The sequence below is a fragment of the Streptomyces sp. NPDC028289 genome, assembly GCF_055565975.1.
Genome location: NZ_JBVHTI010000019.1, coordinates 74,565 through 86,650 on the forward strand (window position 1 = coordinate 74,565; position 12,086 = coordinate 86,650).

Below are 12,086 nucleotides of genomic sequence, written 5' to 3' on the forward strand. Positions count from 1 at the left end.
CTCTCCCCAGCTGACAGGGGAATGGCGGGGTCACCCTCGGATGTACACCGCAATCCTCCTGGCAATCAGCAGGCCGTTCCCGATGGTCGGGACAAGGCCGACAAGGAACATCAGTCCGCCGGGGAACATCAACTTCGTCCAGCCGAGCTGGCTCGGGAACAGAGCATGGCCGGGGCGTGACGCCACGTAGAGAACGGTGACACGGTCGCCTGTCGACAGACCGTCGGGGGCAGGAGGACGTTGTCGATGGACGCCTGGACGTCGGGGATGCCAGTCAGGTTGACGCTGATGAACGAGGCGCTTTTGTTTCAGCTGCGGCTTCGCGTAGTCGGCGTCGGCCACCACCGCTGGAACCTTCTCGGCATCACCGAAGTGCCATCGCGCAGCTGCGTTGTCCATGGCGAGGACGAAACCCACGGTGACGAAGAGCAACCCGACTAACGAGCTCGTGCACGGTAGGCGGTGAGGCGTCGAGGATGGCAGCGGGGCTCGGTGTTCACACCCGCCGTGCCGACGTCAGGTCCGCGGTCTGCAGGTGCGACAGCAGGCCGGCGACGGCTTGGACGATGTCGCTCATGTGCTCGCGGCGGCCGAGATGGCGGGCAAGGGCACGCCAGTTCTTCAGGTGCGCGATGCCGTGCTCGACCCGGATACGTCGTGGGGAGTGCGCTTTGCGCTGTCGCTCGTGCATTTCCTCGTACCAGTCCGGAGCGTTTTTCTTGAACTTGCGATGCGGAGGTGTGACCACACGTCCGCCGGTCTGGGCACCCAGGCCCTGGTAGCCGGCATCGGCAAGGATCTCCATGGCTGGGCCGTTGGCCAAGAGCTTGACCAGCCCTAACTGGCGGGCGTGGGTGATGTCCGCGCAGCTTCCGGGTCTGGTCGGGCTGCGGAACAGCATCCGGCCACCGCGTCGGTGAGCACCATGGTCTTGACGGCGTTCTGCTTGCTCTTGCCGGAGATGAACTTGTCCCGGTCCTTGCGTCCGGTGGCCGGCCGCCGGACCCGGATCTCGGTGCCGTCGATGATCCCGGTCTTCCCGCTGGCACCGAGATGGTCGACAACCTCGGTCAGAGTCCGTAGTCGCAAGCCGGGGCTCACGGTGCATCCTCGCTCGGCGAGCAGCGGCCGTACCTCGCCGATGGCGCGGGTGATGGTGGAGCGGTCCACGTCGAACCAGCAGGCGAGCACGTCGTGCGTGGCCCCGTGCCGGAGGTGCACGAGGGTGGCCAGGAGCCGGTCGACGAACACGAGCCGGTGCTTCGCGCCGGCGCCCACCGCCCGCTTCCGCGGCCTGGACGCAAGCTTGGCCTGATGCCGTTCATGCCACAACGGGCCCAACTCGGCCACCAGTTCAGCGATCACATCGGCCGATAGGCCCGTGATTCTCCGGTCGCTGACGATCGCTGCACGAGAAGCGTTCCCCACCACACGACCCTGATCGACGATCAGGCAGTCGACGCCTCACCGCCTACCGTGCGCGAGCTCGTTAGCTTGATCTTTAAGGTCGTGAGTCGAACGCGGCCTCGAACTTGATCACTCGTGACGGTAACTTCCGGACGAGCAGGCGGCCTTCGGCTGATCATGTGCTCCGACCAAGGACACACATGCGCCAGTCCACGACCATGGGTCAGGGCAGCCGGGCGTTGATCGAGCTGATGTCCACGATCACCACGCCGCCGTCCTGGACCAGGTAGGGGAGTGCCGCCCGGCTCGCCCACACAGCGCTGAAGAAGGTGAGATCGAAGATCCGCTGCCAGTCGGCGTCGCTGACCCTCAGGAACGACTCACGGGGCTCGGCGGCGTCGATGTTGTTTCACCAAGACGTCGACGCGGCCGTACTGTTCCACGGCCCGCTGGACCAGCCGCTTGGCCCCTTTCGTGGTGGACAGGTCGACCGACACGATGGTGACATCGTGCTTCGCCGCCAGAGTGTCCAGTTCGGGTGTGGAGCTCCGGCTGCCGGCCACGACCCTGACGCCCTCGCCTGCCAGCTTCTCGACCATGGCCAGGCCGATGCCCTTGCTGGCTCCGGTGACGACGGCGACCTGGCCCTTGAGGTGCAGTTCCATGACGCATTCCTTTTCTGGATTGATCAATACACACTCGTCGCGTGACTGTGCCCGCGGATACAGGGGCCCTTCTCGCTGTTCGGGGCGGTGGGGGCCGAGCCCGCATCGTGCGGTTGACCCTTCCGGCGCTGCCCTTGAGGGAAGACCGACACGCTTTTTGGAACGTTCAAGCAAGAACGAGCGTGGCGCTCGTCGCCCCTTCGGGCAGGGTTTGGACGGCGGCTCTGCCCGAACCGGCCGAGGAGTGCCGATCACCCTCTCAACTCCACCCTTTCGGGCCGCCTTCTAAGTAACGAGAGGGCACAGATTTCCTGCACCTATGAAATCTTTGATGCACTTAAATTACTCTAAATAGGATAACCGTGAGCTCCGTGCTCTAGTTGATCTTCAGCCTCCCTTACTTAACATGTATGTGAGTGCTTGGTCGTGATCGCCGCCCGTCAGGCGCGGCAGAACACCGACCGACCGGTCACTCATCGGCCCGGCAGGACGCAAGCACTTCCCTTGCTCCCCGGCGAGGGCACCCGTCATGCAAGAGCGACCGTTCGACGCGGCACGTCATCGGCGCATGCCGCACAAAGCGCTGAGGTGGGGGTAGATCCATGTATCCGATGCCAGTCAGTTACAAGAGCGAAGAGAAGGTCGGCCATCTGCTCAAATGGGCCGCCGGATGGGGCGACGAATCCCCGGGCGAGAGCCTGTGGTCTTACTCCCTCCGGCTCGGGGGTTCCCACGCCCTGCTCAACGGATGGCTGAAGAACCCAAAGCTCCTGTCCGCCCTCACGCAGGAGGAGCGGAACATGCTGAACGAGGCCCGCCGCAGAGCGAGCAACGCCCGGAGGGGCGCGCTGGCCTCAGCGAGGGGATGAGCGGAGGTGGACGACGTCCGGCGGTCCCGGACCCTCCGTCGGTCTTCCCGAGGTTTCCACGGCGGGCGGCGCCCGTGATCAGTGGTGGTCGCCTGCGGGACCGTGCTCGCGGGTCGGCCGCTTGACCTCCCTGATCGCCCGTAGTCTGGCCTCGTCCGGCACGTGGGCGCCGACCGGCGTCGCGTCGCTCCTCCTCGGCAGCGCGGTCAGGTAGGAGTCACCACGGCGGTAGACGACCGCCGCTGGGCGGGCGGTGGAGATTTCCTCGCCCTCCGCGGTGTAGAGCCGGTGCGAGCCGTCCCCCTCCACGACGATCAGGTCGCGCCGCCTGGTACGCGCGGCCAGAATGGCGGCCCTGGCGGCTGTCAGTTCGTCCCGTGACGCAGTTCCGCATCGCGGACGAAGGCGGGCCGGTGCCACCCTCTCCACCTACTCGACGTGGAAGACCGCCCGCCGGTGCAGGTGCGTGTCCTGCCCCAGCAGGTCGGCGTCGGCTGCGCTCAGCGCCATATCCATCGGCTGCTCGGCACGGTACCCGGCCAGGCCCACCGACGCCCAGAAACGACTGCCACATCGGCAACGACGCAGCGGGCTTTCAGGCCTGCCTCGGCTGCTTGCTGAGCGGGTCTGTGTAGCGAACGGTGGAACTCTGTCGGTTTTTGTTCAGCGGCGTCCGGCGGTGAGCCGGCCGTCGAAGGTGATGTCGAAGGCTTGGAGCGCGGCCTGGTCCGTGGGGAAGTGTCCCCGGGCCCGGACGGCCTTGCGGATCCGCGCGTTGATGCTCTCGATCGCGTTGGTGGTGCAGACGATCTTGCGGATCTCCACGTCGGCGAACAGCCCCGCCGAGACGGCGAAGGCGTCCTCACACGCCGCCAGTGCACCGCCGGCCGGCTCCGCCACGCTCACCACCCCTGCTCCCAGCCATCGACCTTGAACAGCCCGGACGAAGGCTCGGCCAGGATCCCGCGCTCCACCAGCCGCTTCAGCTTCGAGCGCATCCCCTCGACATGCCGAGGCTCAATCCCCAGACCCAGGTGCTCGCACACCTCCTTGGTGCGCATCGCCGTCCCGGAGGTCGCGAACAGCGCGATGATCGCCCGATACTCCGGCGACATCACCGTCACATCCAACTCCGCCTCGGCCTTCACCAGCGCCACAGCCACCCCACCACCGGGATTCCCGCCCGCGCCGCCCAGGCCCGGCATCGGCGAAGACGGCACGGCCAGTACCTCCTCCACCGTCTCCCGAGTGATCCGTAACCGCGACAGCCGATCCTCGGCCCGCGCCAACTCCTCGGACAGACCGGCGATCTGCTCACGCAGCCGCTCGACCTGCCGCAGCACCTCAGCCTGTCTGGTATCCAATGCCTCGATCAACGACGGCACCACACACCCACCCACCCTCGCTCAGCACCCGCACCCTCACAGCGGGTTCGACCCCTGCGACGGTAGAAGCCGATGGGACCGGCCACATCCTAAACTCCTGCGAATCGCCCCAAGAGGCACCCTTGCAAGATCTGCACCCATCGAGGATGGTCGTGACGAAGTCCCCACGCTCAAACCCGGGGACGTAGTGCTGGAGCACGTCCGCCTTGACGTTCCCGAACGTGGTCTCAGGTCTGTCCTTGATGCCCTCAGTGAATGCTTCGAGGATCCGGCGTTTGAATCGGGGCGAGGATGAAGAGAAACGACCGCTTCACGTTCTGTATCGCTGATCGCGTCAAAGTGGAATCCGAGAACATCGAACTTGATCCCAGCGGTGACGAGAGCGATCTCAGGCTCCATCTGCTTCTTGTCTGCCGACGTCCGAGACTGCCCGAACCCTCGGGCGATCGGCCGGCAACCGCCCAGGGACCCGCCCACCGCGAGGACACACTGTTGCGGGGGGCGGGGCTGGCTGTCCGACAGCAGATCCTTCAGAGCCGGAAATCACCGGTCGTGCTCCGGGCGGTCATCTCAGCCGCAGTCGCTCAGCTCTCTTCGAAGAAAGCCAGAATGTCGGGGTTGAGGACCTCGGGGTGCGTCGAGAGCATGCCGTGGGGAAGACCCTCGTACGACTTGAGAGTCGAGTTCTTGAGGAGCTTCGCCGAGAGGGGACCCGAGTCCGCGTACGGCACGATCTGGTCATCGGTTCCGTGCGCGACCAGTACAGGGATCTCGATCTGCTGCAGGTCTTCCGTGAAGTCCGTTTCGGAGAACGCCTTGATGCACTCGTAGTGTGCATTGGCCGCGCCGCTCATTCCCTGGCGCCACCAGTTGTCGATGAGCCCCTGCGACACCTTCGCCCCCGGCCGGTTGAAGCCGTAGAACGGCCCGGTCGGCAGGTCGATGAAGAACTGCGCACGATTCGCGACAAGAGCGGCACGCATCTCGTCGAAGACGTCGATAGGAAGACCACCCGGGTTGGCGTCCGACTTGACCATGACGGGCGGTACAGCACCCACCAGAACTGCCTTCGCTACACGGCCGGGCTTGGCACGCGCCACGTAGTGGGCGACTTCGCCGCCTCCAGTGGAGTGACCGACATGAAAAGCACCCTGAAGATCCAGAGCGTCCGTGAGCGCTGTCACGTCCGCGGCGTAGGTGTCCATCTCGTGGCCGGTCGCTGTCTGCGACGATCGGCCGTGGCCGCGCCGGTCGAACGCGATCACCCGGTACCCGTGTGCGAGGAAGAACAGCATCTGCGCATCCCAGTCGTCTGCGCTCAGCGGCCACCCGTGATGGAAGACAATCGCTTGTCCGTCCCGGGGGCCCCAGTCCTTGTAGTAGATCTCGGTACCGTCGTTTGTCGTGATCGTTGCCATGGTGTCTCTCCTGGTTCGGAGTGGTACGACTTCAGGTCCTGCGGACGGCAATCGGTGCGACTCCCCAGCCGACGATACGCCTCGGTGTGGATTCGCACTCTGTCCGTGAAGTCAGGACGGAGCGCTCTGGCCCTCGCCAGACTGCCCGAAGGAGACGCTCTATGCCGCGTGTATGGACCCGAAGGCAGCACACATTTTCAGTTGCCGTGCTCTGTTTGCACTTCATGTTTGGTGGGACAGATTTTACGGTCTTCTGCAAGGAGCGACCGTCGGCGAGTGCTCCTCCTGGAGGCGGCGGTCCGGCCATAGTGCCGGCGGCCGCACACTGTGCGTGTGTGAAGTGTGTCGGATCGGTGTGTTTGTCTACTCCTCGGAGGGGCGCGGGAAGCCGGAGCGGGCGGGTGACGAAGAATCTGAGTCCTTCAGGGAAAACGGCCGGACCTGCACAGACTCTGCGCGAAGGGGCATCCTCTCCGATCGTCACCTACGGACGCCTTCCACGGACCGGCAACTCCGTGAACGTGTGGACTATGTGTAGCAGGAATACGTGCGCGGCGGAAGTAGGTCCATGTGCCGGCGGGCTACAGCTCCGCAGCTGGGGCGCCGCGAGACCACCGCGCTCGAGGCAGGCTGCGCGAGGGCGTACGGCGACTCACCGATCGGTGCCGCCTATCGTCCGAACCCTGCATGCGGGTGCTGAAAAGACTTCCCTTAAGTGCACAATCTTGTGACTCCCGACGGCGCGACGCTATCGTGCCGCTCACCGCTGTGCTCAAGCGGCAGACCTGATAGCAGCCAGCAGCTACCTATGCTCACGAAGCGAATTTCATCGCAGCGTGGAAACGGTTCGATAAGACAACGCGCGCACGGCACGCGAACGCAGCGCTTCGGTAATAGAAACGCAATGGACTGACCGAGTCGTCTTTGAAATACGGCATGCCGAAAGTGCTGCCACAAGCATCACATCCGGAAGTATCAAGCGTCGAATGGACTACCAGTGAGTAATGAAGGATTGACAGGCCTCCGTCTGGTGGCTGCGGACGTTTCACAGGTTGCAGCCACCCTGGAGCGAAGCGCCCTGGACACATCGAGTGCCGCTGAGGGATGGACGGTACACGATGTAATCACGCATATGGGTGACCTTCTGGACATTCTCATGTCCGCGGTTCGGGGTGAACTCGATGCCGAAGGTGTGGGCATCGAGGAATTGAACGATCGAAGAGTGTCGAGAAAGAGGGGCGACAACTCAGAAGGAGTGGTCAAGGAGTTCGAACGCAAGGTTGACTCCGCGCTGGAAATGTTCTCCGGACTTCAGGGTGAACCGTACGCGTCCACCGAAGTCCCGTTCCTCGACCTGGGAACGTACCCGCTGCATGCCATGGCTGACGTGTGTGCCTTCGATTTCTACACACACCTCCGGTGGGACATTCTCGGCCCCCGAGGCCCCCTGCAGAGTAATGTCCCCGAGCCGGACGAAGCCCGCCTCCGGCCCGCGGTGGGGTGGCTTCTTGCAGGCCTGCCCAAGATGCAGCCCGACATCGCCGCGCATCTAGCGAAGCCGTTGAGCCTTACGCTCACGGGCCCTGGTGGTGGACGATGGACCCTCCTGCCTGCAGACGGCAAACTCGTGGTCTCGGACCAATCGCCCGGTGAAGCCGGAGCCGTCGCTGACATACGTTCCAGCACGCACCTGTTCACCGCGTGGGCGACCACAAGGCTTCCCTGGCGGGAACACGCCGAACTCCAGGGGGACAGCGCCGTCGCGAGCGACTTCCTGGACTACCTGAATCTCGTGTAACAGGTCCGCGCGAAGGCCCGCATTTCAAGCCTTCGCGCGGATTCCTCACCAACGCCGCACACCATCCGGGCCGGACAGAAAACTGGCGCCCCGTGAACGGCCTACCTGGAATGTTCTTCCGTCTACTTATCAGGTGCAGACAGTGAAAGAAGAAGGTCCCAGGGATCACCTTCTGACGGAGCGAGCAATGCCGCAGCGCGGAGCGACCGATGGCTGTACCGTGCCAGACAGCGATCATGCTCAGCCACCCAGGCGGGATCATTGTTCATCGCCTCGTGCATGCTGCGCAGAACTCTGTTCCGAAGTTGAGTACGGTTGTTCTTCGCGTTATTCATTACCGGCTGGCGAAGCCGTGCGGATGCCTCATCCTCGCCGATCTCGTTGAAATAAGCGAAAGCTTCTTGAACGAAATCCCGGCACCCTCTCCAGTCAGTGGCAGATTCTGACTTCTGATAGATTCGCAGAACGGCAAACAGAAGCAGCTCGTCATCGCTCCCAGCGTCACCAAGAACCCGTGGGGCAATATTCTGAAGTACGAAGATGGCGCCGCATCTAGCACGCTCGGAGGGGTCCGCCGCCTCGCAGGCGTGCCGAAGTATCGCGGAATCACCTTCCGCTGATTTCTCCACTTCTTGAAGCCAGTCCCTAACAAAGTTGGTCAGGTCCCTGCCGGCAACCACATACTGCGTGGACAGCATCAGTGAGCCCACCCTTTCCTTCGTGGATATCAGTAGCCCGCGCCGGGTAGATCAGACACCATGACCTGCTCAGCCCGGCCCGTGTGTCTGGTCCTTGAGGGATGTAACCGTTTGGCACACCTACGTCTTCCGAGATGCCCGGAAGCCTCCTGCGGAGACCTGCGCCCCCTGCGGCAACGATCAGTGGCCCGTCATCGGTGGCCAACCGCCAGATGGCTGTCCTGCGTAGAGGAACCGGCGGATCTTTCTCGCGCCGCATCAAGGGCATGCTGTGGCGGGCAGTCGCGGCCCTGTATCCCGTTCGCGGAAGGCCCAGAGGGCGGGCGGATGCGGGTCACCGGCCTGCTGCCGCTCCAGGTTCGGTCGTCGACAGCACAGCCCTCGCGAGCCGCAGTGTCCGGCCGGCGGCACACCTGAGTGACACTGCGATGGTGTACTCCCGCCCGGCAGGGCGTGCCGAGACGAGCCATGCCGCCGACGCACGCCTCGGACAGTCTTCGGCCACTTAGACATCCTGTGCTGCGCAACGGAACCATGCCCGCGACAAAGCTAAGCGGGGACAGCCGCGGCGATCGCAGCTGCTGCGATGGAGCGGGCGGCGACCTGCGGGGCGTTGCTGTTCGTCGTGACCACCCGCGAAGCGGCACCGTCGTACAAGAGAGCGATGTGCGAGGCCAGGAGCTGGGGATCCGCGGCGCCTGCACGCCGGGCGAGCTTTGCCAGTCTTCGCTGAAACTCAATCTTGTGAGCGGTAGCGAGCTTGTGAGCGGGGTGCTCCGGATCCGCGATCTCCACGGCTGCGTTGTTGAAGGGACAGCCGCGGTAGGGGCGCTCGTTGGCTGCGATTGAATCGAAGATCGACAGGAGTCGGGCCCGCGCGTCCTCCTGCGACATGTCCTCGTCGGGGACGGAGGGCAGCAGCGTTTCGTCGAGCGACCTCAGGTACTCCGCGACGAGGTCGTCCTTGCTGGCAAAGTGTGAGTACAACGTGCGCTTGGAGACGTCTGCCACAGCCGCAAGCTGCTCGATACCGGTGACGTTGACGCCCTGGGCGGTGAACAGCTTCTGGGCCGTTGCGGTGATGCGTTCTCGGGCGCCGCGCCCGCGGCGCCGCCGAACGGGGGTCGCTGTACTGGTCATGCCCTAAGTATACCGATCGTTTTTACATGTGCGGCAAACATTGGTACGTTCAACGGGCATAAGTAGACCGATCGGTGTTGTTAAGGGCTGCGTGGTGGTCATGGAGACACTCAGCGCACACTGAAGTGCACACCGACACCATCTCGCGGTCCCAGACGGCAGCGCCGCCGATCAGACGTTCTGGCCTTGGAGAGTTCTAAATGTCACGAGATATACAGGTGCACGCCTCCTCGGGCGTCACCGAGCCGCGAAGAGCAGCCGAGGAGACCAAGCAGGTGAACAAGCGGTCTCGTCACCCGGCTCTCATCCTCGCCGTGCTCGCCACAGCCATGTTCATCGCCGCCCTGGACGCCTTCGTGGTCAACGTCGCCCTCACGCCGATCGGGCGCGGAGTCGGTGAGACCTCGCTCTCCAAGCTCAGCTGGATCCTCAACGGCTACACCATCGTCTACGCCGCCCTGCTCGTCCCCGCCGGCCGCCTGGCGGACCGCTTCGGTCGCAAGAACGGCTTCCTGGTCGGCTTCGGGATCTTCACGGCGGCAAGCCTCGGGGCAGCACTGAGCGGCAACCTGTGGGTTCTCGTCGGCTTCCGCTTCCTCCAGGCGCTGGGAGCCGCGCTCCTCACCCCCGCGAGCCTGGGCCTCGTCCTCACCACCGCGCCCGCGGACAGAGTGAAGCGCTACGTCAGGATCTGGGCGGCCAGCGGTTCACTGGCTGCTGCGGCCGGACCGGTGGTCGGCGGCCTGCTCGTGCAGATCTCGTGGCAATGGATCTTCCTTCTCAACCTCCCTATCGGCGCAGCCGCTCTCATCGCTGCCATCCGACTCCTGCCGAGCACTCAGCCCCACCACGACACCCGCATCCCTGACGCCCTTGGAGGAGCGCTCCTCGTTGTCGGTGTCGGATCACTCGCGCTCGGCCTGGTCCAGGGCAGGGACTGGGGGTGGAGCAGCAGCACGATCATCACCATCTTCGCCATCGCCGCGCTCGCACTGATCCTCTGCGTCGTACGATCTGCTCGCCAGGCCGTGCCGGTACTCGATCTCAAGCTGTTCACGAACAGGGTCTTTGCCTGGGCCAGTGTCGCCACGCTGATCTTCTACACCGGCTTCGGGATGCTTCTCCTCGGCCTCACGCTCTGGCTCCAGCAGGCAGGTCACTGGTCGGCGATCGAGACCGGACTGGGTGTTGCCCCGGGGCCGGCCATGGTCTTCATCGCATCAGCTTTCGCACAGCGGCTGACAGAACGGATCCCCGTAGGTGTGGTGGCCGCAATCGGCGGCGTGCTTGTAGCCGCTGGGGCAACCTGGATGGCCCTGCACACCGGCGGACAGTTCACCTACGCCTCCCACATCCTTCCGGGATGGATGGTGGCCGGGGTGGGCGTCGGCCTCGCCGTCCCGACGATCATCTCGTCCGCCACGTCCGACCTGGCCAAGGACCGGGCCGCCACAGGCAGCGCCATCGTCACCATGGCGAACCAGCTGGGCCTGGTGCTCGGAGTGAGCATCCTGGTGGTCATCGTCTCTTCCGCGGCGCCGGGCGACTCCGCCCACACGTTCGCCACCGCCTGGTGGGTAGCGGCAGGACTCATCGTCCTCAGCGCCCTGAGCGCCCTCGGGATCACCGCCCGCCACTCGGCGACGAACCCGAAGTAGACCGGCCAGACCCGAGCCGGGTTCCCCGAGACTGATATCGGGGAACCCGGCTCGTTCCATGTTCCCAGCAGCGCCTACCAACCCCTGCACGTACCGCAAATGTAAGAACACACCGATGGGCCGCGCAGTGTAGGCTGCACATCAACTTTCCACGCTGCAACCCTCACCGGTAGCGATACGCATTGGACCGGGACCTGGCGTGGCCTGTAGAGACGCCGCTCGTCGACCTTCTTCACTGACCGAAGGCCCCAGAGAGGCGGCCGGGGCCTGTCCACCCTGCAGTGACAGTCTGAACGCGGCACGAGTTAAGGGGATAGACCATGCCGATGATCGATGTTCATGTGGTCCGAGGAACGATCGCCGATCGCAAGAAGCTTGCTCAGGACCTTGCCCAGGCCGTGATGCGATGGGAGAAGGTGCCCGTCATCCCGTTCTTCCTCGACAACACGGCCGCCTTCATCCACGAACTCGACGAAGACGCGTTCTCGGACGCTGCTGGCAAAAGCGACCATATTCGTATCAATGTGACCACGAATGCCGGTGCGCTCAACAGAGAGCAGCAGCTCGGCCTCGTGCGCGAACTCACTGAACTCGCTGCTGCTGCTGCTGGAGACGCCTCGTACACCGAACGAACCTGGGTGGCCCTCACGGAGGCCGTCCCGGGAGGCTGGGGCATTGCCGGTCATTCCTATACGAATGACGAGATCGTCGCCCACGTCCGCGAACTGCTCGGAAAGGGCTGATCAGAACTCAGGACCGGCGATGCGACCGGGCACGTCAGCTCGAGCCGCCCTTACCCGCTGCAGGGCCCTGCTCTTGTCCTGAGCACCGCAGACCTGCCCGACTTCGGGCTGCTGCGCGAGAGGCAGATGCCTCCCGGCTGGCCAGATGCATTTGCGGCTCAAGCCGGAAGTCGGCCAGGGTCTCAATGCGTCATCCCTGCCTCTGCCTTTGGCAGGGGCAGGGGTGTAGGTGTGCCTCGTTGCGTGAATGGATGGGAGTCGCTGAACGTCGGCGTCACATCGTGGTTCAAACCAAATGTTATAGA

The 12,086-nt window shown here is 64.3% G+C and carries 13 protein-coding genes and 3 pseudogenes; 4 read left to right on the forward strand and 12 right to left on the reverse strand.

Features of this window, described 5'->3' with window-relative positions:
- Positions 1 to 30: 30 nt before the first annotated feature.
- From ACZ4UV_RS50660 to ACZ4UV_RS50680, 5 genes and pseudogenes are all read right to left on the reverse strand, one after another.
- Positions 31 to 399: a hypothetical protein gene (locus ACZ4UV_RS50660; protein WP_467849606.1), complete on the reverse strand. Its 369-nt coding sequence runs from the start codon at positions 397 to 399 to the stop codon at positions 31 to 33.
- 97 nt (positions 400 to 496) lie between these two features.
- On the reverse strand, positions 497 to 901 hold the full coding sequence (locus tag ACZ4UV_RS50665) for a transposase family protein (RefSeq protein WP_467849609.1): 405 nt from the start codon (positions 899 to 901) through the stop codon (positions 497 to 499).
- Entirely contained in the window at positions 838 to 1,278 is a 441-nt protein-coding gene (locus ACZ4UV_RS50670; RefSeq protein WP_467849616.1) for a helix-turn-helix domain-containing protein, read from the reverse strand. Before ACZ4UV_RS50670 ends, ACZ4UV_RS50665 begins: the two co-directional genes overlap by 64 nt.
- Before the next feature lie 421 nt (positions 1,279 to 1,699).
- Positions 1,700 to 1,810: pseudogene (locus tag ACZ4UV_RS50675) on the reverse strand (3-oxoacyl-ACP reductase); the annotation flags it as partial.
- The gene (locus tag ACZ4UV_RS50680) at positions 1,788 to 2,072 is read right to left on the reverse strand and encodes an SDR family NAD(P)-dependent oxidoreductase (RefSeq protein ID WP_467849621.1); all 285 of its coding nucleotides are present in this window, start codon (positions 2,070 to 2,072) and stop codon (positions 1,788 to 1,790) included. The gene ACZ4UV_RS50680 and the pseudogene ACZ4UV_RS50675, both read right to left, overlap by 23 nt.
- 602 nt (positions 2,073 to 2,674) lie before the next feature.
- On the opposite strand from ACZ4UV_RS50680, the gene ACZ4UV_RS50685 reads away from it, so the two are divergent.
- Positions 2,675 to 2,941 carry a hypothetical protein gene (locus ACZ4UV_RS50685; protein WP_467849626.1) on the forward strand — a complete coding sequence of 89 codons (267 nt, stop codon included), beginning with the start codon at positions 2,675 to 2,677 and terminating at the stop codon, positions 2,939 to 2,941.
- Positions 2,942 to 3,019: 78 nt separating this feature from the next.
- On the opposite strand, the gene ACZ4UV_RS50690 is transcribed toward ACZ4UV_RS50685, so the two are convergent.
- From ACZ4UV_RS50690 to ACZ4UV_RS50710, 5 genes and pseudogenes are all read right to left on the reverse strand, one after another.
- A complete protein-coding gene (locus ACZ4UV_RS50690; RefSeq protein WP_467849630.1) occupies positions 3,020 to 3,361 on the reverse strand; it encodes a hypothetical protein in 342 nt (113 codons plus the stop codon).
- A 243-nt stretch (positions 3,362 to 3,604) separates the two neighbouring features.
- Positions 3,605 to 3,763, reverse strand: a pseudogene (locus ACZ4UV_RS50695) (transposase); the annotation flags it as partial.
- A gap of 80 nt (positions 3,764 to 3,843) precedes the next feature.
- Positions 3,844 to 4,329, reverse strand: a complete 486-nt coding sequence (locus ACZ4UV_RS50700) for a hypothetical protein (protein WP_467849688.1) — start codon at positions 4,327 to 4,329, stop codon at positions 3,844 to 3,846.
- Between the two features lie 136 nt (positions 4,330 to 4,465).
- Positions 4,466 to 4,725 (reverse strand): annotated as a pseudogene (locus tag ACZ4UV_RS50705) (HD domain-containing protein); the annotation flags it as partial.
- A 185-nt stretch (positions 4,726 to 4,910) separates the two neighbouring features.
- Complete coding sequence (locus ACZ4UV_RS50710) at positions 4,911 to 5,744, reverse strand: alpha/beta fold hydrolase (protein WP_467849635.1); 834 nt, start codon at positions 5,742 to 5,744, stop codon at positions 4,911 to 4,913.
- 1,030 nt (positions 5,745 to 6,774) lie between these two features.
- Between ACZ4UV_RS50710 and ACZ4UV_RS50715 the strand changes: the two genes are divergently transcribed.
- The gene (locus tag ACZ4UV_RS50715) at positions 6,775 to 7,542 is read left to right on the forward strand and encodes a maleylpyruvate isomerase N-terminal domain-containing protein (RefSeq protein ID WP_467849639.1); all 768 of its coding nucleotides are present in this window, start codon (positions 6,775 to 6,777) and stop codon (positions 7,540 to 7,542) included.
- Positions 7,543 to 7,664: 122 nt separating this feature from the next.
- Here ACZ4UV_RS50715 and ACZ4UV_RS50720 read toward each other — a convergent pair whose 3' ends face one another.
- Both ACZ4UV_RS50720 and ACZ4UV_RS50725 read right to left on the reverse strand, forming a co-directional pair.
- Positions 7,665 to 8,240, reverse strand: coding sequence for a hypothetical protein (locus tag ACZ4UV_RS50720; RefSeq protein WP_467849644.1), 576 nt, complete (start codon positions 8,238 to 8,240; stop codon positions 7,665 to 7,667).
- A gap of 549 nt (positions 8,241 to 8,789) precedes the next feature.
- Positions 8,790 to 9,380, reverse strand: coding sequence for a TetR/AcrR family transcriptional regulator (locus tag ACZ4UV_RS50725; protein ID WP_467849651.1), 591 nt, complete (start codon positions 9,378 to 9,380; stop codon positions 8,790 to 8,792).
- Positions 9,381 to 9,580: 200 nt separating this feature from the next.
- On the opposite strand from ACZ4UV_RS50725, the gene ACZ4UV_RS50730 reads away from it, so the two are divergent.
- Positions 9,581 to 11,038, forward strand: a complete 1,458-nt coding sequence (locus tag ACZ4UV_RS50730; RefSeq protein WP_467849657.1) for an MFS transporter — start codon at positions 9,581 to 9,583, stop codon at positions 11,036 to 11,038.
- A 320-nt stretch (positions 11,039 to 11,358) separates the two neighbouring features.
- The gene (locus tag ACZ4UV_RS50735; protein WP_467849662.1) at positions 11,359 to 11,781 is read left to right on the forward strand and encodes a tautomerase family protein; all 423 of its coding nucleotides are present in this window, start codon (positions 11,359 to 11,361) and stop codon (positions 11,779 to 11,781) included.
- Positions 11,782 to 12,086 lie beyond the last annotated feature (305 nt).

Bases quoted from the DNA above. Each gene is read 5' to 3' on its own strand.
- ACZ4UV_RS50685 (WP_467849626.1), top strand. From the start codon at position 2,675: ATGTATCCGATGCCAGTCAGTTACAAGAGCGAAGAGAAGGTCGGCCAT.
- ACZ4UV_RS50735 (WP_467849662.1), top strand. From the start codon at position 11,359: ATGCCGATGATCGATGTTCATGTGGTCCGAGGAACGATCGCCGATCGC.
- ACZ4UV_RS50720 (WP_467849644.1), bottom strand. From the start codon at position 8,240: ATGCTGTCCACGCAGTATGTGGTTGCCGGCAGGGACCTGACCAACTTT.
- ACZ4UV_RS50665 (WP_467849609.1), bottom strand. From the start codon at position 901: ATGCTGTTCCGCAGCCCGACCAGACCCGGAAGCTGCGCGGACATCACC.
- ACZ4UV_RS50680 (WP_467849621.1), bottom strand. From the start codon at position 2,072: ATGGAACTGCACCTCAAGGGCCAGGTCGCCGTCGTCACCGGAGCCAGC.
- ACZ4UV_RS50730 (WP_467849657.1), top strand. From the start codon at position 9,581: ATGTCACGAGATATACAGGTGCACGCCTCCTCGGGCGTCACCGAGCCG.
- ACZ4UV_RS50725 (WP_467849651.1), bottom strand. From the start codon at position 9,380: ATGACCAGTACAGCGACCCCCGTTCGGCGGCGCCGCGGGCGCGGCGCC.
- ACZ4UV_RS50660 (WP_467849606.1), bottom strand. From the start codon at position 399: ATGGACAACGCAGCTGCGCGATGGCACTTCGGTGATGCCGAGAAGGTT.
- ACZ4UV_RS50710 (WP_467849635.1), bottom strand. From the start codon at position 5,744: ATGGCAACGATCACGACAAACGACGGTACCGAGATCTACTACAAGGAC.